Origin of the sequence: Microcoleus sp. B3-D7 (assembly GCF_036705305.1) — a bacterium.
Taxonomy (GTDB): domain Bacteria; phylum Cyanobacteriota; class Cyanobacteriia; order Cyanobacteriales; family Microcoleaceae; genus Microcoleus.
This window is the reverse complement of the sequence record NZ_JAUBUE010000005.1, coordinates 137,481-160,916: the sequence shown is the minus strand read 5'-3', so window position 1 is coordinate 160,916 and position 23,436 is coordinate 137,481. Positions and strand designations below refer to the sequence as shown.

Sequence of the window (23,436 nt, the reverse complement as noted above, 5' to 3'; positions counted from 1 at the left end):
TAAACATGAATAACTCATTACAAGTGCATGAAGAGACTGCTTCAAATTATTTTCACAGAGGCAACCTTCTGAAACAGTCTGATAAATTAGAGGAAGCCGCCGGCGCCTACCAGCGGTGTACTGAACTCAACCCAGATTTTTCCTGGTATCACCACAATTTGGGTGAAGTTTTGGCGAAATTGGGGCAGTGGGATGGCGCTGAGAAAAGCTACCGCAGGGCCTGCGAACTCAACCCGAGTTCTGCCTGGTATTGGCACAATTTAGGGGAGGTTTTGGAACAGCAGGGGAATCTCGATGAGGCCGTGGCTGCGTACCGCAAAGCTGTGGAGATATATCCAGATTTTTATGAGTTTTATAACAGCCTGGGTAAGGGTTTGTGTTTGCAAGGTCAACTGGATGAATCTGTAAGTTGTTTGCGAAAAGCGATCGAACTTGACTCAGAATCGGCTTTGCCTTACCAAAATTTGTGGGAGGCTTTGGCAAGATTGGGACGGGTTGATGAAGGGATTGATTGCTTGCGAAGGGCGATCGAGCTGAATCCGGGCAAGGGAGATTTGTACCTGAAGTTGGCAGAAGCTTTGCAAGGCAAGAATGAATTAGCAGAAGCGGTGGGTTATTACCGAAAGGCGATTGAGTTGGAGCCTGAGTTGCATTGGCCTTACTATAAATTGGGAACGGCTTTAGTGGCACAAGGTAAATGGGAGGAGGCGATCGCGGCTTACACGAAGGCGACTGAGTTGGAACCGGGTTCGGCGATCGTGCATCATTATTTGGCGCATACCTTAGCGTTGATGCAGCGGTGGGAGGAGGCGATCGCTTGTTATCGGAAAGCGATCGCTCTTGCCCCCAACGTTGCTACCCTATACTTTCATTTAGGCGATGCCTTGGCGACACAGCAAAGGTGGCACGAAGCTGTAGCTGAGTACCGGAAGTCTGTCGAGATTGAACCAAACTCTCTTGAATCTCAAGACCATTTAGGATATGCTCTGGCTCAACTTCAGCGTTGGGAGGAAGCGATCGACTTCTATCGCAAAGCTATTGAGCTAGCCCCCAACTCGGATGTGGTTTATTATCATTTAGGAGATGCTCTACAACAGCGATTTTGTACCCAGTCTCTTACACAACAAGTTCAGTCAGATTTAGATGAGGCGATAAAGTGTTATCGCAAGGCGATCGAACTTAACCCAAGGAATGTGGAGACTTACCAAAAGATGCTGGAGATTAAGCCAGACGAGTATGAATTATACATACCATTAGGGAATATTTTGTTAGAGCAAAATCGGGTAGATGAGGCAATCGCTTGTTATCAAAAGGCAGTTGCAGTTAAATCCGATGATATTGAAATCCACCAGAAGTTAGGAGAAGCTTTTGTAAAAAACAATGCTCTAGAAGATGCGATCGCGTCGTATCGCCAGGCTGTTGAACTTAACCCAGAGGATGCTCAAATTTACCACAAGTTAGGGGAAGCTCTGCAAAAACAAGGTAATCTAGATCAGGCTATTGTCGCTTACCAAAGAGCTATCTATATTGAGCCAAACTACTTTGGGTCTCACCATAATTTAGGGGATGTCTTTCAAGAAAAAACTTTTTTTGAGGAAGCTATCACGGCCTACAATCAAGCTATTGAGCTGAACCCAAACTTTGTATGGTCTCACCACAACTTAGGGGATGCCCTGGCCGCCAAGGGCAATCTTGAAGAAGCTATTAGTTCATACCGCCAAGCTATTGAGGTTGATGCTAATTTTGCTTGGTCTCACCACAATTTAGCCAAAGTTTTAGCCAAACAAGCTCGCAATCGTGAAGCTGTTGCTTCTTGCTTGAAGGCTATAGAACTCGATCCTAGTTTTTTTACCCAGTATTACCAAAAATTAGAAAAGGCTCTACTGGGTGACTAAGGTGCCATTCACCTGAAGTTTTATTCTAGGCCTGTTCCACAAATCGACTTCGGCCTAGTATTGGCTTAATCCTAACGGCTCGACCCATTAATTGTTTCCACTCTTCTGAGTTAGTCAGCGAATAGGTATCAAATTCACAACCTTTTTCTGAGGAAAACTTAGCCAAACTCTCTAACCAGTCATTAACGGTTTGGGTTCCTGAAAAAGGCGTATATTTTAAAGATTGCTGCAAGCACTCCTGCATCTTAGTCAAAGCGTTATTGTGATAAGCGCGACACGCCTCCCACACAAAAAGTCTGTACTGCATCTGGTCTTGTCCATCTTTATCGTTGCCTAAAGCTTGCTGAAACTGGGATAGTTCAAATTCTCCTTGAGTCTGATGCAGTTGTATCTCGGACTGTTGCAATTGCTTTTGAGTTTGATGAAGTTGTATCTCGGACTGTTGCAATTGCTCTTGAGTTTGATGAAGTTGAGTCTGAGACTGTTGCAATTGCTCTTGAGTTTGATGAAGTTGCATCTGAAATTGTTGCACTTTTGCCTCGATTTGATGCTGTTGCGTCTGAGATAGTTCTAATTTTTCCTGAATTTGATAAAGTTGCGTCTGCAATCGGTTCCATTCCTCTTGCTTCTGATGCAGTTGAGTCTGCGACTGTTCTAATAAAGCCTCGGTTTGATGCAGTTGTATCTGTGACTGTTCTAATAAAGCCTCGGTTTGATGCAGTTGTATCTGTGACTGTTCTAATTCTCTCTGGCTTTGGTAAACTTGAGAGTGCGATTCCGCCAATTCTTCCTGCGTCTGATCGAGTTGAGACTGCGATCTCTTTAATTCCGTTTGAGTCTGATGCAGTTGAGTTTGGGAGTTTTCCAATTCCGCTTGAGTCTGATGCAGTTGAGTTTGGGAGTTTTCCAATTCCGCTTGAGTCTGATGCAGTTGAGTTTGGGAGTTTTCCAATTCCGTTTGAGTCTGATGCAATTGAGTTTGGGAGTTTTCCAATTCCGTTTGAGTCTGATGCAATTGAGTTTGGGAGTTTTCTAATTCCCCCTGAGTCTGATGCAATTGAGTTTGGGAGTTTTCCAATTCCCCCTGAGTTTGATGCAGTTGAGACTGCGATCTTTTAAATTCCACCTGAGTCTGATGCAATTCCCCCTGAGTTTGATGTAGTTGAGATTTTGAGTTTTCTAATTCCGTTTGAGTTTGATGCAGTTGAGTTTGGGAGTTTTCTAATTCCGCCTGAATTTGATGCAGTTGAGTTTGGGAGTGTTCCAATTCCCCCTGAGTCTGGTGCAGTTGAGACTGCGATCTTTTAAATTCCACCTGAGTCTGATGCAATTCCCCCTGAGTTTGATGCAATTCGGTCTGAGTTTGGTGCAGTTGAGATTTTGAGTATGCCAATTCTCCCTGCGTTTGATGCAGTTGAGTTTGGGAGTCTTCCAATTCCTCCTGAGTCTGATGCAATTGAGCTTGGGATTGTTCTAACTCCCCTTGAGTGGTTCGCAACCGTTTTTGTGACTGAGCTAATTCCTCTTGATTTTGCGAGTGAGAAAATCCCACTTTCCACCCATATCCGACTCTCGAAAAAAAATTGCGAATTTTCGTTGCCTCGTATCCCGAGGCATTCAATAATTCTTTAAAATTATCGGGCTGATCCATTCCTACAGCTAAAACGCCCAGTCCGTGACCATGCACAAACTCAAAGTTATGGTACTGGCACTTAAGTTCATTCCACAATTGCCAAACTCCAAAGTCGCGTTCTCGAACATTAATGTCATGAAATATAATAACTCCTTTATTACTCATTTTAGGAAGCCATACTTCAAAGTCATGCTTCACAGCCTCGTAAGTGTGATAGCCATCAATATGGAGCAAATCTATTGTTCCATCCTTAAAATTTTGCAAGGCTTGGTCAAATTTAGTTTGAATTAAACAAGAAAAACTACCATATAATGGTTCATGATGCTCTCGGAGATCTGCCAAAACTTCAGAAGCATAATAACCTGTCTGGGGATCGCCTTCCCACGAATCAATTGCATAACAAGTGGTATTTAGATTCAGTTCTAATACTGCTTGGCAAAAAGCACAATAGGAGACCCCGTAATGAGTACCAAGTTCGACAAAAATTTCTGGTTTTAGAACCTCTATCAAGAAAAAAGCAAACGGAATATGCTCAAACCACGCAGATAGCTTAAGACGACGTGGCGACATCAACAAGATAGAATCTTCCAGAATATTTATCTGTAAAGCCATTTAGTTATATACTCCTAGCATCAATTTTGATAGATACAAAAACCATTCTAAGTAGGTAGGCGGGATTAAAACGTAATTTAGAGTTCCCAGTTGCCCGGAGACAAGCGACTGCCACAAAGCTTTTTGAGGAGTTTACCAAAATATAGGGGAAATTTTTGCCCGCTCGCCCGCAATGAACTCAAGCCGTTGCCTTCCCAAGGATATCAGACTTCAGGCCTCTGAGGATGTTCCCGCACGCACCAGGTATTATAGACAGGCGATCGCCCCCTTGCCCTAAGCCATCGAGCTTAACAATAGAGATTACCCGAAAAATCAACACACGAAGACGATCGCACTCAAGCGATCCACCAACACGGGCGATCGGGTAAACTAGAAAGGTCGATCGGGCTGTACCCTTGTACCGTTGAGTCAAAGCCCAACCTGAGCATCAGAGCAAAGAGCTAGACTGAGTACAGAAAAAAGAGTAACTTAAGGTCGATCGAAATCGAACAAATTTTTAATCAGAGAGGTTAACTGTGGATTTTCAGCAAGTACGAAGAGACATTGCTTTTCAATACCTCAAAGGCGAGGGAATAGAAGTAGGAGCCCTTCATGCTCCTTTGCAAGTTCCAGAGAGCGTGAAGGTTCATTACGTAGATCGAATGTCTGTAACCGATTTGAGGAAGCAGTACCCCGAGTTAGCGACGGTAAATCTAGTAGAAGCGGACATTGTAGATAATGGTGAAACTCTGTCATCCATCGCTGACAACTCTTGGGATTTTGTCATTGCCAATCACATGATAGAACACTGTCAAAATCCGATCGGTGCTCTGGAAAACTTTTTGAGAGTTATTAAACCGGGAGGACTTGTGTATATGGGCGTACCAGACAAACGCTATACATTTGACATCGATAGACCCCTGACTTCCCTCGACCACCTAATTCGGGACTACAAAGAAGGGCCGGAATGGTCTAAGCTAGGTCATTACGAGGAATATGTCAGGCTAGTTGACAAAACTCCTGAAGAACAGGTGGCTGCGCGGATGCAGATTCTACTTGACATAGATTACAGCATTCATTTCCACGTCTGGACATCAGAGACTTTCCCTGAAATGCTCGCATACGGTCAACGAAACCTATCTTCTAGTTTTGAAATAGAACTATTCCAAGAAAACTCTGGGGAAATGATTATGATTCTCCGAAAAACTGTTAAAGCAAAATAAGAGTAATATGAACTTGTTTTGGATGAGCAGCAATTGTCAATAACTAATTGACAACTGCTGTTTCAAAAGCAAGGCAATCCCAAAACCCGAATAAAAAATAAAACTCCTTGCCACAATAGATCCTGACTCATCCAGAAAATAATTGCAATGGACACTTCAATTAATTGTCCGCCTCAAATTTCAATTTGAGGGAGCAGAAAACCAACTGATTGCTTCGAGGAGTTCTTGTTGTTCAACTATTTCCGAAACTGACTGGAGCAAGTAGCGCTGACCTTGGCGGCTAGTAGTAAAGCTGAGTTGAGGGTAAACCGTTTGTTCTTTGTCCTCATGGCGGACTTCGATAATAGCACCAAACTCTTGGACAACACCTTTATAATATCGAATTGCAAATTCAAGCTGAATCTTTTGCTTGTAAAGTTCGATTAATATGTGGGGGGGGACAACGTATACAATTTCCTTGAGATACCACCTAGCACCAAGCGACACCGACCACAAGTTTGCAAACCAAACGCAGAGGTGCATATAGTTATCCTCTTGGTAGTAATTCGTATGTCCGTAAATAAATGCTGAATTATGCCAAACATAGGGGGTCCATAATTCCAATTTAGCACCATCTATGCAAACACGACTAACTTCTTGGAATAGATGTATCGGGTCAGTCAAATGTTCTAACGTATGTGAGGAGTGAACATATTCAACACTGCGATCGGGAAATGGCAATGTATCAGTCTGTAGATTAAGTACGTGGTCAACAATACCAGGAATATAACAGTAATCTAATCCAATCGTTCCCGTTTTTTTGTTGCCGCCGCAGCCTAGATCTAATCTTAGATATTCCTGGTGATTTGTGACTGGTTGTAGTTGTGATTGACTCAAGTCCTTTTGGGTGAACTCGTTCTCAATTAACTGTGATTGTTCCTGCGACTTGTCCAAATCTTTTACTATTTTAATAACCTGATCATAAATTACTTTCCAATCACAATCATAATTTTCCCAGCCCCCCCCAGTAGTGACATCAATAATAGAATCAACAGGCACTAATACTGGATCTACAGAGTTTTCACGAACCTCTACCCAAAAAATCAACTGCGAATAATGCCCACGATCGGAGTGGGCTACTCCAGGCTTGTTAGCGATCCAAGTTACCAACGTTAATCCAGAACCAATAACAGCTATGTATGTATCTACCGTACTAGCCCACACGATTGTTTCGTGGAGAGGACATTCAAGCGCATTGTATACCTTAACCTTAGGAGAAATTAGAGCCTGTATTTGCTCCATATAGGGTTTCTCGGTGGAAAAACCATCAAAGACAACTGCCATACCTGGATAATCATCAAATATTTTTGTGATGATATTTGCATATCCTTCCACTTGGGATATCCAAGCCTTATTATGGCTGCGAAGATTAATCCATAGCAACGGGAAATGTTTCTTAGCTGCTTCTACATTTTGCAAAAAAGACTGACTGCACTTATGGACAGCAGCGCCATGAATTCGGGCAGCTAAATCCTCTTTGATTAAGGAGTTGGTCACTTGAACGACAAAGTAATTATTTTCTAATATAGATTTAAAAAATTTGTTATTGTCGGATAAGCGAACAAGTTTTTCTGGCGAAATTTCTGGAAAAAGCGCATTGAGGTCAAAATATTCATTACCTCCTATTAATAATTTATCTATTTTCTGCAAGATGTCATTTTCATATAAATAATAAAGTCCACTAATTTGATTCCAGAAATAGTGACCCAAGTTGGAGACATTCCCGACAACAGCAACAACTTCTTTGGTTTTTTCATTTGATATGTAAGATTTGAATTGTCGCCAACAACTAACAGCATGAGCCTTAAATGTATTAATTATATTTTCCGAACTCAGCCAGACACTCCATTCATTAGAAAAGTTGATTACTAGCTCTAATCTAGGAAAATAAATACCTAACTTGCCACCGCTCCAAGTCCCCACAATCAGGTAAAATATTTCTGTACCTTGAAATTGATAAATTAATATCGGTACACTAGAATCATATTGGATATAAAATGAACGATCACTCCTAAGTACCCTGCCTGTAAACGGGCAGACTGAATAAATATAACCTGTTTCTACTACGCTTTGCTGAAAATCGTTAGTGGCTTTAATTAAATTCCATGTGAAATTGGATTTTTTTGTGACTTTTTTTGCTATTTTTATACCTTTTAATTCTTGAAACTGATTGATATAAATCTCTTCTAAAGCTAGAGAGTCTTGCTTGATTAACTCCAAGTTAGCTAAAGAAAACTTTTCCTCTTCAAGAATCGTTTTTTCTGATTCATTCAAGTCACTTAAAGATACCATTTTCATCACGGTATATTTGGTTGTGTGAGTGAAGTATGTAGAGGCATCTTCCAATTTAATTTCAGCTTGACCATCTAGATCAGTCTCGTGCCAAGGAGCCAGTTGATTCAAACCATTCCAAATTTTTTCATAAATTTCTGCCTCGCTGGGTTGCTTCTGGGCTTTTTGGAAGCAGGCGAGAGCTTCATCTAACAGACCTTGTGCTGCTAAGATAATTGATAATTTATAGGATGCTGTGGACTGGTAGGGGGCAACTTCCAAAACCTTGCGGTAGCAAGCGATCGCTTCTTCCCACCTCTCCTGTTGTTCTAAAAGCACAGCTAAACTCAAGTAAGCTTCTTCGGCTACGGGTGGGAGAGTTAAGGCATATTGGTCAGTTATTAAACCATCAATTACTGCTCCTGTTGGCGAAAATTCAACAGCACGACGATACGCTTGATTTGCCTTCTCCCGTTGATTTTTTAATTGCAAGATGCAACCCAAATGAAAGTAGTATAAAAAAGCAGCATTGGTGTTGGGTTTTGGGTGATAGACAAGAGTCATATCAATACAGCTTACTGAAAATGCTGACCCGGTAGAAAAGAAACGAAATTCTGTTCTGTGACCTTCAATAAAGTCCAAGTAAAATTCAAGAGAGGTTTGATGGCTATCAACCTTGGCTTCATATAAAACATAAGGACAAGGAGACACCACATCAAAGTTAAAACTGCGATCACAGTCTTTTTCCTCAGTCATCTCTAAACTGTTCTCTGGGAAACTGAATCCAACTCTAACGCGGTACAACCCATCGGGAATGTCTATATACGGCCCGTAAAACACAAAGCCTTGATTGCCCTCCAAGCTTAAATAGCCTTCACTGGTTTCCTCAACGTTGTTTCCGGGGAGAATACCTAATTCTTTAGCCTTAATTCGCAGAAAATTTATCCCTTCCAAATCATCTAAAAAGCATTTTGATTGCGAGTCAGGATTGAGGGCGATTACTCTGTGATAACAAGCAATTGCCCCCTCCCAGTCACCCTCCTTTGCCAATTTATCTGCTAATCCGTAGTAATTCTCAAAATTTGGGTTATTCATCACCAATTGCTCCTAAATATTTATGGCACTATTACTTTTCCACGTAATAAATAATCAATTTATTACAGTTATTATTGAGACAAAATTGCTAACAAGATTTTTTTACCTCTTCAATCCACAATTTACACAGACGAACCTCTATCTCGCCGAGAAAACCATTTCGATGGAGATAAGCATACATCTCTATCATTAATTCGCAACCATCGCTAGTATCACTTGTAAAAGTTTCCAGTAATTCAATTAAATTGTGAACCTGAGTATACAAAGGAATTTCTTCACTAAAATCTTTCATCAGGTTGTGTTCATTTCTCAACTGATAAACTGAAGGCGACAGAAATAGAACACTAGAGTTCATGCACCATAAAAGCCTCTGGGCAATGTAGCTTTTCCAGATATCGGTAACACGACTGCTCACACCAATAGGCAGCAGCATTAGAGGAAAAGCTTGCTTTTCAAATAAAGTATTCTGCGTATTGAAAGGACTATAACACCCGGGCGACAGTGACAACTTCTTATCCGGTTCAAACTTAATATTTTCATCACCAACCGTCAAACGATAAATAGCGTCTACATCGGGGTCTAAGTCTGCTAGCCCTTGCTGGACGTAACAAGTAACTTCTTTTTCTGTTGCCAGCTTCTCATCGACAAAACTATTAACTTTGTCAAGTGGCAAGCCTCTGGGCCATATTTTTTTACTGGTAAAGTAAGAATAGACATTGACAGCACCTTTAACCTCTACTGCTGGAGTCTTAACCAGGGAAGGGAGGAAATTGGGATACTTGTCATCGTAGGGAATATTGTCGTCGTCTGTTTCCGCGATCGCTTCTGCCCCCAAGCGCATAGCATACAAGTATCCTAAATTCTTGCGGGAGTAATGATTCATAGGAATCAGAGAAGCTAGCTCGCCAAAGTCTTCGCATTGCTGCTCTACATTAAAGTATTCAGCCCCCGGCAACTCAAAATCTCTAGGAGTTTTTTTATCCCCAACTACAATAATTTTCCACCCTAAATCTAGCAAAATATCTCTGTATTTAAACAGAGCAGCAGTTGGTTTATGAATTGTTGTTATAACTAATGATTTCATGGATTAAACCTCAAAATTTTTATAGAACTCAAACATTACCCATCCTCGCCTAGACTATCATCCGCACCACCTCCGGTATCTTATAGTCTGCTTCCGACCAGAACTTTATCACAAAATACCAGCAAAGGCAAACAAATTGTACCTTTCTTGTCCAGTAACTTTTCAATACTTAAAAAGAATGCTATTCCCAGCCTGTTTGAATTTTATATCAAACTGACAGGATAAAACCTAACAGCCTCAATAAATTCGCTTTCATATACGCGCTTGAGCGCATAAACCAATTTAGGTATCACCGGGAATCTCGTCCTTCATCTTTCGATAATCCCGATCGCAACTAATCACCCCTCAGTTAGTATAAGCGATCCACTGACCCCGATATTTTTTCAACTCACGGCGATTGGCCTTATACCACTTCTTAGCCGTTGCATATTCTCCTTCCATATTTTCACCTCATAATTTTCCCTCACATCATCCTCGCTTCCACCATCCTCCTCACCACATCCTGCATCTTATACTTCGCCTCCCACCCCAATTTTTCTTTCGCCTTTCCCGGATTTCCCCTCCCAACTGCAATCTCCGTCGGTCTGTAGAGACTCGCATCGGTTACTAAATGTTCCTGCCAATCCAAACCCGCAGCAACAAACGCTGTCTGCACAAACTCCTCCAAAGGATAACTTACACCTGTGGCAATTACATAATCGTCCGGTTCTGACTGCTGCAACATCAAATACATCGCCTCCACATATTCCGGTGCCCAACCCCAGTCCCGCTGCACTGAAATATTTCCCAAATGCAGCTTTTCGGAACTGCCTGCTGCAATTCGACACACCACAGATACAATCTTTTGGGTGACAAACCTCTCCGGTCGCAGCGGCGACTCGTGATTGAACAAAATACCAGAACACGCAAACAAATTGTACGCTTCCCGATAATTCGCTACTTCCCAAAATGCCGTTGCTTTCGCCACCGCGTAAGGGCTTCTGGGGCGAAAAGGCGTATTTTCATCGGCTGGATTGCCTCGGGTATCCCCAAAACATTCGCTGGAACTGGCATTGTAAAGTTTGATTGTTCTGCCTGTAAACCGAATTGCTTCTAAGAGATTCAATGTGCCTGTGGCAATGCTTTCCAGGGTTTCTACGGGCTGTTCAAAAGACAGACCGACGGAACTTTGACCTGCTAGATTGTACACCTCATCTGGCTCTATTTTGGCAAGCACTTGCAAGACGCTGCGAAAATCGTTGAGAGACATGGATTCTAGTTTTACTCTGTCTCGAATGCCCAAACGGGCTAGGTTTCCGAAACTAGACATTTGGGCGTCCCTGGAGGTGCCGCAAACTTCATAACCTCGATCGAGCAAAAGTTTAGCTAAATAAGTTCCGTCTTGACCTGATACACCACAAATTAGCGCTTTTTTCATATCAGATTTGGTTGGCAAAACTACACCGTAGCTGTTGCTATTTTTCCAGTTGTTTAACTTTTATAGTCTGAATTTTTATTTTTTTAATATTTGGGGTTTTCCTAGAACTTAACTAAAGCAATTTTCAGCGCTTACTACAAACAACAAATTTATCATCAAGCAGACCCGATCGCCCGATCGAAGTATTATTGCAAAAAGTTCGATAGCTGGGAGTAACAGCATACGGATATCGTAGGGAGACGGCACTGCTCATTGGTGTCAATTTAACGTCAAACCCTGTCACAGACCGCTGTTTGACTATTAACCCTTGATCCCCCCTAGCCCCCCTTAATAAGGGGGGGACAAGAGTCTTATCAAAGTCCCCCAACAACCAGGGGGATTTAGGGGGATCTAGACTTGGCTATGAACAAGAGATACCAAGGCTTTCAGGCTTAAGTTGACACCTGTGGACACTGCCGTGTCCTGCGCCATATTTCATTTTGTACTCGCCAACTATCGACTGGCAAAAGTCTCTACCGCTCGAAAACAGAAATAATCAGTCAGCTAGAAATCGACTCAAAAGTACAAAATATCAGGATTTTTTACCTTCTGCCGAATGACTAATGCCTTCTGCCTTGGGGTACTAGGCTTCCCAACGTTCGGCGACTAATTCAGCCAAGTCAACCACCCGCTGACTGTAGCCCCACTCATTGTCGTACCAAGCCAAAACCTTTACCATGTCGCCATCCATCACCAGCGTTAAGCTGGAATCCAGAATCGAAGAAGCATCACTTCCGCGATAGTCGCATGAAACTAAAGGCAAATCGTTGTACTCCAAAATTCCTTTCATGGAGCCAGAGGCAGCTTCTTTGAACACTTGATTTACTTGCTCGGTAAAAGTCTTTTTCTCTACCTGAGCCACAAAATCGACTACGGACACATTGGGAGTCGGCACACGCATGGCGATACCGTTTAACTTGCCCTTCAATTCTGGAATCACCAAAGCCACAGCTTGGGCTGCTCCGGTAGAAGTCGGCACAATATTCATTGCTGCCGCCCGGGCCCGCCGCAAGTCGCGGTGGCTGGCATCCAGCAAGCGCTGGTCGCCAGTATAGCTGTGGGTAGTGGTCATCATGCCTTTGACGATGCCAAAATTTTCGTGCAGCACTTTCAGTACAGGAGCCAGACAGTTAGTAGTACAGCTAGCATTGCTGATGACTGTGTAGTCACTGTGCTTGTAGTTGTGGTGGTTGACTCCCATGACATAAGTGCCAACTTCAGAACCCTTGCCGGGAGCGGTAATTAGCACTTTTTTAGCGCCGGCAGTGATATGCTTCGATGCACCAGCTTGGTCAACGAAGACACCGGTCGATTCAATAATCAGATCAATACCCCAATCTTTCCAAGGCAAGTTTAGCGGGTTGCGATCGCTCACGCATTTAACTGTCTTGCCGTTGAGAGTAATGGAATTTTCATCCGCACTGATGTCCACATTCTTCAACGTTCCCATCATGGAATCGTATCTCAGCAAGTGAGCATTACTTCTAGGATCGGAAGTGTCATTAATAGCTACCAACTCTAGCTGGCTGTTTTCTCGGCCCAGCCAGCAGCGCGCAAAACTGCGCCCGATACGTCCAAAACCATTGATCGCGACTCTAATCACCTTGTACCTCCTAACGATGGCAGCCTCTAGCTCAGGCTTAAATTTTGAAAAAATTTAAGAATTGACTTATGAGACAAGATCATATCGCAAAGGTCGATCCTTTCTAACTTTTTGTGTCGATCAAAAAAGCTTGAACTTTTCTAGAAGGCTAAAATTGCAAGGCAGAAGGCATTAGGCTTTCTGCCGCTAGTTACTGGTAAAGCTGATGGGATGCAATATAAGTCCCGACCACTTCCGGGACTAAGTAGCGGAGGCCGATCCTTTCGGCGCAGCAGCGGCGGATGTGGCTGGACGAAATCTCGATCGCAGCCATGGACAGCACCTCCCAGCGAATCTCCACGTCCAAAAGAGCCATTTGTTCGGCAACTCGCCGGCCAACAGCATTTGCCTGAACCTGCATCCTGTCTCCCCCGGAATCGATGGGTTTTCCACCCGGACAATCTCCCCACTCGGACAGTTCCCCAATCTCCGCGCTTTCTGCTGTCACTCGCTCTCCCTGAGTCGGACGCGGGGCCACCAACCAGTCGCACAACCCGGCAATTTCGCCGCACCGGTGCCATTTGGGGAGAGTAAGGAGTGCGTCACTACCAATAATCCAGTACCAGCGATGATCGCCTGGATACAATTTTTGCAAATACAGCAGGGTGTCGATCGCAAAAGAATTGTCGGAGGGATTTGCCGACGGCGGCGAAATTAGGAAGTCAGGGCGATCGCCGATCGCCAGAGCGAGCATTTCCCGCCGCTGCTCAAAACTTGCCAAATCCGGGCGCTCTTTGTGAGGAGGAGAGCGATCCGGTACCCAAATGACTCGATCGAGAGCAAATTGACTCGCAGCCGTCTCGGCTACCAACACGTGACCCCAGTGAACCGGATCAAAAGTCCCCCCCAAAATCGCTATTTTCGCCATATTCCCCCCAAATCAGGATTAATACAGACATCGCGCCACTTTTATGTTTATACGCTTTTAACCATAAGCTCGTTTATTAGAAAACCCTCGGTTTTCATTGGGGACAAACCCCTGGATGACCCTAGTTTCGAGGATCTTCCCGGACGCTAAAACCGGTTTTTTCAACCCCCTTAATTCGTTCAAACCTTCAATAAGACTTAAAAAACCAGGTTCTGAGCGTCAGAGTGGGTGCGGGACTGGATGATTAACCTTGCCAATATTAATCCCAACTTGTTTTGAGTGCGCGATCGACCGCCTCAGCATTCGTTTGTGGGCGACCGAAAAAGTTTTGACGGTAGATATACTTATCGCAGTGATAAAAATTTTAAGGGCTGCCAAGAGAGTTGATCGGCTTCTCGATCAAAACCAATGATTTGGTTTGATCTATGGCTTTGCGACTATTTCGACTAACTGCATAACTTGTATATATACAATAAAGTAAGAATATATACTATAGCTGCGATCGTGTCAATCTCTCACTTTCAAGAAAAAATGACCGTACGGGTAGATAAATGACTATAAAAGGAGCGAAATTTTGTTGTTCGTGGTAGTGTTTGTAAATCCTTATGGGTTTTACCCTCAATCTTGGTAGAAAGGTTGTGGGGCTTTTGCTGCCGTATCCCAGCACAGCAGGCGGATCGAAATAGAAAGAATGCAGGAGTATGCAACCACCCAAAATTAGTCTATTGACCCCGACCCCAGACCCCGTTTTCTGTTACCTGCAATTTTCGAGCTGTGACTGTTCCGGAAAACTACTCGGTACTAAGTCATATAGGATACAAGACAAACATCTCTACAAGTCCCGCAAATCTAGGGACGCGCAGAGAATTTTGTACAAAATCTCTAGCGAACTGTATCCTGAAAAAACAATTCTTGATATGATATCGCGTGTTATTGGCGTGGTGTGGTGTGTGAGGAGCAAAGATGCCGAGTTCTGTTGATTTTAGCGGTAGACCATTTCATTTCATCGGCATTGGTGGGATTGGGATGTCAGCCCTTGCCTACATTCTAGCTAAACGCAAGTTGCCTGTGTACGGCTCCGACATTAAATCGAGTCACATAACCGAGCGCTTGCAAGGAATGGGAGCTCATATTTTTTGGAGTCAAGACGCCAGCAATTTTGAATTATTTCAAACGGCCCTTAACGGTAGCAGTCCCGACTGCGGGCAACAGGAAAGAGCAGTATCCTCGATAGTCGCGGGTACGGTAGGGACTTCTGTCGCGACAGCCAAAGCTCTCCAATTGAACGGCAACTGTTCAAGCGCCCAAGCACTTCCGGGATTGCCTCAAGTAGTATGTTCGACGGCTATTCACCCAGCAAATGCCGAATATCGAGCTGCTTTAGATTTGGGCTGTCCGATTTTTCATCGCTCGGATGTGTTGGCAGCGTTAATTCAAGATTACCAAAGCATAGCGGTAGCCGGGACTCACGGCAAAACTACTACTAGCAGCTTAATCGGCTTCATGCTGATGGCTGCGGGTCTAGACCCGACGATCGTAGTAGGAGGCGAGGTAAATGCTTGGGAAGGCAATGCCCGTTTGGGGGAAGGGCCCTACTTAGTGGCCGAGGCTGATGAATCCGACGGTTCTCTCGTTAAGCTGGTAGCCAAAATTGGCATAGTGACGAATGTGGAACTGGATCATCCAGACCATTACGATACCCTTGACCAGGTAATAGACACATTTAAAGTGTTTGCCCAAAACTGTCAAACCTTGGTGGGTTGCATTGACGACCAAATAGTCAAAGATTCCCTTCAGCCTCATGTCAGCTACAGCTTGCAGCCAGACAGCGGTGCTGACTACACGGCTTCGGGCGTGGAGTACGGAGCAGAAAGCACCAAGGCCCGGATTTGGGAGCGAGGATCTTTCCTAGGGGAAATGGAGTTGAAGTTGGTGGGTACACACAATCTCAGCAATGCACTAGCTGCGGTAGCAGTGGGCCGATTGTTGGGGTTAGAATTTTCGGCGATTGCCAAAGCGATTGCTGGCTTTGAAGGAGCTCGCCGCCGTTTTGAGGTGCGGGGTTTTCACAATGACATCCTGTTTGTGGACGACTACGCCCACCATCCTAGCGAAATCCGCGTTACCTTGGCGGCGGCTCGCTTGCGTATTGAAGGTAGCGAAAAAAATCCCAAATCCCGAAGAGTGGTGGCAATTTTTCAACCCCACCGTTACAGCCGGACTCTGACATTTTTGCCAGAATTTGCTCAATCTTTTGGGGATGCTGATTTGGTTGTGGCTTGCGATATTTATAGTGCTGGGGAACCGAATTTAGGAGAGATTAGCGGGCAGCAGGTTGCTGATTTGATTGCTAAAGAAGGCCGAGAGGTTGAGTTTGCGCCTTCCCTGGAGTCAGTCACTAAGTTTTTAACCAAAAATCTGCAACCGGGAGATTTGGCTCTGTTTTTGGGTGCTGGTAATCTGAATCAGATTATTCCAGAGGTTATGGCTTTTTATCAACAAGCCGATCGCCCCGATTAGCTCGCGAACAGAGTAGAGTTGAGCGACATTATGGCGTTGCACGTTGTGCCGAAACTTCTGTCGGGCGGCTCGCTCAAAGGGGCGACATAAGTTAGCTAAATGGATTTTCAACCACGTCTTCGAGCGAAGGTATTTTTAAGGATTTTCAAGATGGTGACTATCTCGAATGACTCCTCTGTTAAGGAAAATCGGCGAGTGTATTCTCCTATTTCTTTGCGGGGAACTGATTGCAAGATTAACTCCCAAGTTTCGCTGGCGGGCCTGACTTCCTTCCGAGTCGGTGGCCCCGCCGAGTGGTACGTTGCTCCCCGCAGTATGGAGGCTTTGCAAGCGAGTTTTGCCTGGGCACACGATGAAGGGATGCCGGTGACTCTACTGGGTGCGGGTTCTAATTTGTTGGTGAGCGATCGGGGTTTGTCCGGTTTGGTCGTCGGCACTCGCTACCTGAAACAGGTGAATTTTAATCCAGAAACAGGTCAAGTGACAGCGGGGGCGGGGGAGTCAATTCCCCGCCTCGCTTGGTTGGCCGCTAAACGGGGCTGGAAAGGTCTAGAATGGGCAGTCGGCATACCGGGCACCGTGGGAGGGGCTGTGGTGATGAATGCAGGCGCTCACAGAGGCTGTACTGCTGATATTCTGGTCAACGCTCGCGTCCTATCCCCTGGTGGTAAGGTGGAAATTCTGACTCCCCAAGAGTTGGAGTACCGCTACCGGACTTCGGTGCTCCAAGGGGGCGATCGGCTAGTAACAGAAGCGACTTTCCAGTTACAGCCGGGATTTGACCGATCGCAAGTAATGGCAGAAACTAATGACCATTTCAGCCAGCGGCGGACAACTCAACCTTACCACTTACCGAGCTGTGGCTCAGTCTTCCGCAACCCCGGCCCCAAGACGGCAGGTTGGTTCATCGAACAAGCGGGACTGAAGGGATATCAGATCGGAGGCGCACAAGTGGCTCAGCGCCATGCTAATTTTATTCTTAACTGCGGGTCGGCAACGGCCAATGATATTTTTCAAGTGATCCGCCACGTTCAACAGCAAGTCGAGCAGCGGTGGTCGCTGTTGTTGGAGCCAGAAGTTAGAATACTGGGAGAGTTTCCCTTCTAAGGCATCATTGAAGTAATACGGAAACGGCAGACTGCCAGCCCACACACCATCACAAAGTAGTTATGACAAAATCAGGACAAGGATTTGGCTTCGGCCTGGGAAAAATGAAAGAACTGACTGAAGCTTTCAAAAAAGCTCAGCAGGTTCAAGAAGGAGCTAAAAAGCTCCAAGAAGAGTTGGATGTAATGGAAATTGAGGGAACAGCCGGCGGCGGCTTGGTCAAGGTTTTTCTCAGCGGCAACCAAGAACCCCGCCGCGTGGAAATCTCACCGGATGCCCTCGGTGAAGGTGCTGATGTGGTTTCTGAACTCGTCACAGTGGCGATGCAGGATGCTTACGCTAAGTCTACGATGACGATGCGGGAGAAAATGGAAGAACTCACCGGCGGACTCAATCTCCCCGGTTTCGGTTAGTCATTAGTCATCAGTCAATTGTTGACTGTTGACTGTTGACTGATTAAACTTTCTGGAAAACCGCTATAGTAAGGTGCGTCGCTGCTCCATGTTCGATGGAACTTGCAGATTGACTCTGAAAGCGACGCACCCAACAAATTAGCACTGTTGACTGACTAATAACTAATAACTAATAACTAATGACTAATAACTACTAACTAATGACTAAATTATTATTTGTCTGCCTCGGAAACATCTGCCGATCGCCCTCAGCAGAAAATATTATGAATCACTTAATTGAACAAGCTGGTTTGAGCGATCGCATCACCTGCGATTCTGCCGGAACTGCTAGCTATCACATTGGCAGTCCCCCTGACAGGCGGATGGCATTGGCGGCGAGGAAGCGAGACATTGAATTGTTAGGCGAAGCCCGCCAATTTCAAAGGAAAGATTTTGAGAATTTTGATTTGATTCTGGCGATGGATCGGGAGAATTATCGGAATATTCTTGCCCTCGATAATATGGGAAAATATAAAAATAAAGTGCGGTTGATGTGCGATTTTTGCCAGAAATACGACCTTAAAGAAGTGCCCGATCCTTACTACGGCGGTCCCGAGGGATTCGATCGAGTAATTGATTTGCTGCTGGATGCTTCCCAGGGTTTGTTGGAGTACGTTATAAATCAGGAAAATTTACCAATTACCAATTAACAATTACCAATTACCGACTAAATGGTGTTCCATCGCAAAACGAACGAGTTCTGCACGGTTGTTGCTTTCTGTTTTTCTGAACAAGCTGCTGACGTGCTTTTCGACAGTTCGAGGGCTGAGGTGGAGCCGATCGCCTATTTGAATATTAGAAAGACCTTCTGTCAGCAAATCTAGCACTTCTCGCTCTCGCTGAGTCAAACTCGGAGCATTTTGGCTGGGAGAGGGGCGATCGTCGGTTTCTGGCTTTTGAGTGAAAAAATCCGCTTCAGGCTTGCCATTGGCTCTGCTGCGTGCCTCTGTTGGCGTCGGTTCTGGTTTTGGGGAATGAGACGGTGCCTGAGCGATTAGAGCGTAGCGATCGAGCAAAGAGCGAATAACCGCCCCCAATTCTTGGAGTTCAAAAGGCTTAGCCAGATAATTGTCGCACCCCATCTGATAGCCCCGAATCCGTTCCTGCGTGCTCGTGCGTTCCGTCAAAAAAATCACCGGTAGCAAGCGGAAAGCGGGACGAGTCCGAACTCGCCGCACGAATTCGTAGCCATCCATCTCGGGCATTGTAATGTCGGTAACAATCAAGTGGGGCTGAAATTCATCTACCAAACCTAAAGCTTCTTTGCCGTTCTCAGCAGCGATTACAGAGTATCCGGTAATTTCTAGATAATCGGTAATTGACAGGCGAGTAGCGAAATCGTCGTCAGCAACCAGAATAGTTAATGGCATGGGGGAATTAAAAATTAAACATTAAAAGTGACTAATTTCACTTTTAATGTTTAATTCTACTGTTTAATTCTCTTGATAACTTGCAGTTAAAGTAGCCGGTTGTCCTAATTTGCCCTCCAAAGCTACGCCGCGCCCGTTGGCTGCTAAATGCCGCAGAGTTTTGTAAATTGTCTCGATTTGCTCTGGCTTTCCTGCTTTTTTGGCTAGTTCTGCTACAGACAGAGGTGTTTGAGCGTCTTTGAGCACTTGCAGTACCCGCTGCTGCAAGTCCAATACAGCAGCGGCAGCTTTTTTGCCTGCTTCGACGCCCGGCTGGTGATAGGCATTGACATTCACCAAGGAACCGTAAAAACCTACGGCTCTTTCGTAGAGGGCGATTAATGCTCCTACTGTCCGAGGGTTGACTTGGGGAATTGTGACAGTAATGGAATCTCGGTGATTTTCGTACAAAGCTTGTCGAGTTCCCTGCAATAAACCCGACAAATAATCTCCTGAAGTGACGCCGGTTTCTACTTCTGGGGAAATGCCTTGCCTGTCTTGCAAAACTTCGATAAATGTTAGGAAGAAATTCGGCACGCCGTCTCGAAGTTGCTGGACGTAGGCGTGTTGGTCGGTGGTGCCTTTGTTGCCGTAAACTGCGATACCTTGATGAACTGTATTGCCGTCTAAATCTTCCTGTTTGCCGATCGATTCCATGACTAATTGCTGCAAGTAGCGACTGAACAATAGCAGTGAATCTTTATACGGCAAAACTACCATATCTTTTTCGCCCCGTCCGTTGCAGGCAAAATACCAACTCATGGCTAAAAGGGCGGCGGGATTATTTTTAATGTCGGGAATTCTAGTAGCTTCGTCCATGACTTTAGCGCCGTCGAGCATCGCCCGAATGTCGATGCCTTGCAAAGCTGCTGGCAAAAGTCCTACTGCTGAGAGTTCCGAAGTGCGTCCTCCCACCCAGTCGGCCATCGGGAAGCTGCCAATCCAGCCTTCGGATTTGGCTAATTTGTCTAGTTTGCTGTCTGTTCCAGTGATGGCAACTGCCTGTTTGGCGAAGTCTAGTTTTTGAGCGGCGAAGGCTTTTTGAACTTCGATCATCCCGTTGCGGGGTTCGGGGGTGCCGCCGGATTTGGAGATAGTAATTACTAGGGTGCTGGCGAGTTTGTCTTTGATTTTGTTAAGGATGCGATCGATCCCAGCGGGATCTGTGTTGTCGATAAAATGAATTGCTAGGGGCGGAATGTCTGGGGATAAAGCTTCGGAGACAAATTGGGGGCCGAGGGCCGAACCGCCGATGCCGATCGAAATTATGTCGGTAAATTGCGGAGCAAAGGGCGGTTTAATATCGCGGTTTTGAACTTTCTTGACAAATGTTTCAACTTGTGCTACGCCTTCGACTATTTCTTGTTTTAATTCTGGAGTGGGAGCTAAATCGGGGTTTCGCAGCCAGTAGTGGCCCACCATGCGGTTTTCGTCGGGATTGGCGATCGCACCTGCTTCCAAAGCTGCCATGTCTTTGAAAGCTTTGTCAAATTTGGGTTTCAGTGCTGCTGCGAAAGCGTCGTCGAATCCCATGCGGCTGATATCGAGGTAAAGTCCCAATCCCTCGTGATAGTAAAGCCAGTCTTGATAGCGTTGCCAGAGTGCTGCGGCGTCCATAGGAATTCTCTACAATTTTTTTAATGTTCGATCGGCGTCGTCAGGAATCCACCAATTGTAGTTTAAAACGATCTGATGTACGGCTTTTGCACAATCCCAATAAATTTAACCATTAGTCGTCTGAAGATAGCCGGAGCCGAAGGCAGGCCGAGCATTCGGGAGAATTAAACAATAAAAATATGACTTGGGCAACACTCTTAGTAGGTAGATCCCTCATTAATGGTCACACCCCATAGATAGATCGAAGCGGCACAGAGATTTAAGTGTGGTCGGCGTTGGCGTTTGGGCCCTGGTTTCACAATATTCAAATTCGGGCGATCGGGATGTGTAAAATAGGCATTGCGGTCAGGTTAAATATACTTTTAGCTGTCACTCAATAATCGGCTAAAAGTATATTTAACAACTGTCAACTACCTGAAGTGTAGTATAATATACAGATATTAGAATTAAAGTGCGATCGACTATGCTTGCTCTATCTCCCGAATTAAAAGAAAGGTTAGCAACTCCGCTCAAAATCGGCGATTTTGAAGTTAAAAGCCGCGTCCTGCAATCGCCCTTATCCGGCGTTACCGATTTGGTATTTCGCCGCCTGGTGCGCCGCTACGCGCCCGATTCGATGATGTACACGGAAATGGTGAACGCTACGGGTTTGCACTACGTGAAGCAACTGCCGAGAATTATGGAAGTTGACCCGAACGAGCGCCCGATTAGCATTCAATTGTTTGACTGCCGGCCGGATTTCTTGGCAGAAGCGGCCCAAAAAGCAGTGGCAGAAGGAGCCGATACTGTTGATATTAATATGGGCTGTCCGGTTAACAAAATTACTAAAAACGGCGGCGGTTCTTCCCTGCTGCGAGATCCGGAAACTGCCGAGGCAATTGTGCGGGCGGTTGTGGAAGCGGTAGATGTTCCTGTCACCGTTAAAACTAGGATTGGTTGGACTGACAAAGAAATTAATATTTTGGAATTTGCGAAGCGGATGGAAGATGCGGGAGCAAAAATGATTACCGTGCACGGCCGCACTCGATCGCAAGGTTACACTGGCCCGGCCAAATGGGAGTGGATTCGCCGAGTTAAAGAAGTTTTATCGATTCCTGTTATTGCTAACGGGGATATTTTTTCAGTGGAAGCAGCGATGCGATGTCTGGAAGAAACCGGCGCGGATGGAGTGATGTGTTCGCGGGGAACTTTGGGCTATCCTTTTTTGGTGGGAGAAGTTGATTATTTCTTGAAAACTGGTGTCGAAAAGATAGCTCCGACACCAATTGAACGCCTCGAATGTGCTAAGGAACATTTGCGGGCTTTGTGGGAATATAAAGGTGAAAGCGGTGTCTCCCAAGCGCGCAAGCACTTAACCTGGTATGCTAAGGGTTTCCCCGGCGCTGGGGAATTGCGGGGCGTGTTGGCTGTGGTAGAAACGGTTGAACAAGGTTGCGATTCGATCGATCGCGCGATCGAGCAATTGCCCGCATAAACCTTACCCGCAGATGTCAACTAGGGATTACAGAAACAAAACCCACCTCTGCGGGCTAAGATTTAAGACACAGTTAAAAATTTGTGTGTGGGGGAAAGCATGGATTCATTAAAAGGGCGAGATTTATTAAGTCTGGCAGATTTAAGCATAGATGAATTAAATTATTTGCTGGATCTAGCAGCCAGTTTAAAATCGGGAATGGTCAAGCTGAAACGCAATAAAGTTCTCGGCTTGTTATTTTCCAAAGCTTCAACGCGAACGCGGGTAAGTTTTACGGTAGCAATGTATAAATTGGGAGGGCAAGTGATTGACCTCAATCCCAACGTTACACAAGTCAGCCGCGGTGAACCTTTGGTAGATACAGCCAGGGTTTTAGATAGATATTTAGATATTTTGGCGATTCGGACTTTCGAGCAAAAGGATTTAGTTACTTTTGCCAACTATGCGAAAATTCCTGTGATTAATGCACTGACAGATGACGAACACCCATGCCAAGTGCTGGCGGATTTAATGACAGTAAAAGAGTGTTTTGGCAAGTTGAAAGGGGTGACTTTGACTTATTTGGGCGATGGCAATAATATGGCTAATTCGCTGATGTTGGGCTGTGCAATGACGGGAATGAATGTAAGAATTGCTTGCCCTCAAGATTTCCAGCCGAATGCTGAGATAGTGGAAAAAGCTAAGAATATTGCTAAGGGAAAAACAGAAGTTACTGTGACGACGGACGCAGAAGCTGCTGTGAAGAATGCTCAAGTGATTTATACTGATGTTTGGGCGAGTATGGGACAGGAAGAGGAAGCAAAAATCAGGATTCCTTTGTTTGAACCCTATCAGGTAAATGAACAATTGCTGAAGTTAGCAGATAAAAATGCAATTGTACTGCACTGTTTGCCCGCGCACCGAGATGAAGAGATTACCGATGCAGTGATTGAAGGCAGTCAATCGCGCGTTTGGGATCAGGCAGAAAATCGGATGCACGCTCAGCAAGCTTTGCTCGCAAGCATTCTGGAAAGCGATTAGGAATTAGCTAAAAATTAGTCTGTCGGGGGAACAAATCGAC

General features: G+C 45.0%; 17 protein-coding genes. 8 read left to right on the top strand and 9 right to left on the bottom strand.

What is annotated here, in order from left to right; all coding sequences use genetic code 11:
* The first annotated feature begins 5 nt into the window (after positions 1 to 5).
* Entirely contained in the window at positions 6 to 1,895 is a 1,890-nt protein-coding gene (locus QUB25_RS06185; RefSeq protein ID WP_333182401.1) for a tetratricopeptide repeat protein, read from the top strand.
* A gap of 25 nt (positions 1,896 to 1,920) precedes the next feature.
* Here the strand turns inward: QUB25_RS06185 and QUB25_RS06180 are convergent, their stop codons facing one another.
* Positions 1,921 to 4,140 carry a class I SAM-dependent methyltransferase gene (locus QUB25_RS06180; protein WP_333182400.1) on the bottom strand — a complete coding sequence of 740 codons (2,220 nt, stop codon included), beginning with the start codon at positions 4,138 to 4,140 and terminating at the stop codon, positions 1,921 to 1,923.
* Between the two features lie 178 nt (positions 4,141 to 4,318).
* Positions 4,319 to 4,552 (bottom strand): hypothetical protein, encoded by a 234-nt coding sequence (locus QUB25_RS06175; protein WP_333182399.1) that lies wholly within the window; start codon positions 4,550 to 4,552, stop codon positions 4,319 to 4,321.
* A gap of 103 nt (positions 4,553 to 4,655) precedes the next feature.
* On the opposite strand from QUB25_RS06175, the gene QUB25_RS06170 reads away from it, so the two are divergent.
* Positions 4,656 to 5,342 (top strand): methyltransferase domain-containing protein, encoded by a 687-nt coding sequence (locus tag QUB25_RS06170; RefSeq protein ID WP_333182398.1) that lies wholly within the window; start codon positions 4,656 to 4,658, stop codon positions 5,340 to 5,342.
* Between the two features lie 180 nt (positions 5,343 to 5,522).
* Here the strand turns inward: QUB25_RS06170 and QUB25_RS06165 are convergent, their stop codons facing one another.
* The 5 genes from QUB25_RS06165 to nadD form a co-directional block, all read right to left on the bottom strand.
* Positions 5,523 to 8,747 (bottom strand): tetratricopeptide repeat protein, encoded by a 3,225-nt coding sequence (locus QUB25_RS06165; RefSeq protein ID WP_333182397.1) that lies wholly within the window; start codon positions 8,745 to 8,747, stop codon positions 5,523 to 5,525.
* Positions 8,748 to 8,835: 88 nt separating this feature from the next.
* Positions 8,836 to 9,831 (bottom strand): STELLO glycosyltransferase family protein, encoded by a 996-nt coding sequence (locus QUB25_RS06160; protein WP_333182396.1) that lies wholly within the window; start codon positions 9,829 to 9,831, stop codon positions 8,836 to 8,838.
* Positions 9,832 to 10,294: 463 nt separating this feature from the next.
* Entirely contained in the window at positions 10,295 to 11,248 is a 954-nt protein-coding gene (locus tag QUB25_RS06155) for a GDP-mannose 4,6-dehydratase (RefSeq protein ID WP_333182395.1), read from the bottom strand.
* Between the two features lie 622 nt (positions 11,249 to 11,870).
* Positions 11,871 to 12,890 (bottom strand): type I glyceraldehyde-3-phosphate dehydrogenase, encoded by a 1,020-nt coding sequence (locus QUB25_RS06150; RefSeq protein ID WP_006634268.1) that lies wholly within the window; start codon positions 12,888 to 12,890, stop codon positions 11,871 to 11,873.
* A 190-nt stretch (positions 12,891 to 13,080) separates the two neighbouring features.
* Positions 13,081 to 13,797, bottom strand: coding sequence for a nicotinate (nicotinamide) nucleotide adenylyltransferase (nadD, locus tag QUB25_RS06145; RefSeq protein WP_333059190.1), 717 nt, complete (start codon positions 13,795 to 13,797; stop codon positions 13,081 to 13,083).
* A gap of 963 nt (positions 13,798 to 14,760) precedes the next feature.
* Here nadD and murC point away from each other — a divergent pair.
* The 4 genes from murC to QUB25_RS06125 all read left to right on the top strand — a co-directional run bounded on the left by murC (position 14,761) and on the right by QUB25_RS06125 (position 18,526).
* On the top strand, positions 14,761 to 16,317 hold the full coding sequence (gene murC, locus QUB25_RS06140; RefSeq protein WP_333182394.1) for a UDP-N-acetylmuramate--L-alanine ligase: 1,557 nt from the start codon (positions 14,761 to 14,763) through the stop codon (positions 16,315 to 16,317).
* A 150-nt stretch (positions 16,318 to 16,467) separates the two neighbouring features.
* Positions 16,468 to 17,424, top strand: coding sequence for a UDP-N-acetylmuramate dehydrogenase (gene murB, locus QUB25_RS06135; RefSeq protein ID WP_333036656.1), 957 nt, complete (start codon positions 16,468 to 16,470; stop codon positions 17,422 to 17,424).
* A gap of 62 nt (positions 17,425 to 17,486) precedes the next feature.
* Complete coding sequence (locus QUB25_RS06130) at positions 17,487 to 17,837, top strand: YbaB/EbfC family nucleoid-associated protein (protein WP_006634273.1); 351 nt, start codon at positions 17,487 to 17,489, stop codon at positions 17,835 to 17,837.
* Positions 17,838 to 18,037: 200 nt separating this feature from the next.
* Positions 18,038 to 18,526 (top strand): low molecular weight protein-tyrosine-phosphatase, encoded by a 489-nt coding sequence (locus tag QUB25_RS06125; protein ID WP_333182393.1) that lies wholly within the window; start codon positions 18,038 to 18,040, stop codon positions 18,524 to 18,526.
* 3 nt (positions 18,527 to 18,529) lie between these two features.
* On the opposite strand, the gene QUB25_RS06120 is transcribed toward QUB25_RS06125, so the two are convergent.
* On the bottom strand, positions 18,530 to 19,246 hold the full coding sequence (locus QUB25_RS06120; protein WP_333182392.1) for a response regulator transcription factor: 717 nt from the start codon (positions 19,244 to 19,246) through the stop codon (positions 18,530 to 18,532).
* Between the two features lie 63 nt (positions 19,247 to 19,309).
* Positions 19,310 to 20,902, bottom strand: coding sequence for a glucose-6-phosphate isomerase (locus tag QUB25_RS06115; protein WP_333182391.1), 1,593 nt, complete (start codon positions 20,900 to 20,902; stop codon positions 19,310 to 19,312).
* 463 nt (positions 20,903 to 21,365) lie between these two features.
* On the opposite strand from QUB25_RS06115, the gene dusB reads away from it, so the two are divergent.
* Together dusB and argF are read left to right on the top strand one after the other, a co-directional pair.
* The gene (gene dusB / locus QUB25_RS06110; protein WP_333059203.1) at positions 21,366 to 22,376 is read left to right on the top strand and encodes a tRNA dihydrouridine synthase DusB; all 1,011 of its coding nucleotides are present in this window, start codon (positions 21,366 to 21,368) and stop codon (positions 22,374 to 22,376) included.
* Between the two features lie 99 nt (positions 22,377 to 22,475).
* The gene (gene argF / locus QUB25_RS06105; RefSeq protein WP_333036647.1) at positions 22,476 to 23,396 is read left to right on the top strand and encodes an ornithine carbamoyltransferase; all 921 of its coding nucleotides are present in this window, start codon (positions 22,476 to 22,478) and stop codon (positions 23,394 to 23,396) included.
* Positions 23,397 to 23,436: the final 40 nt, after the last annotated feature.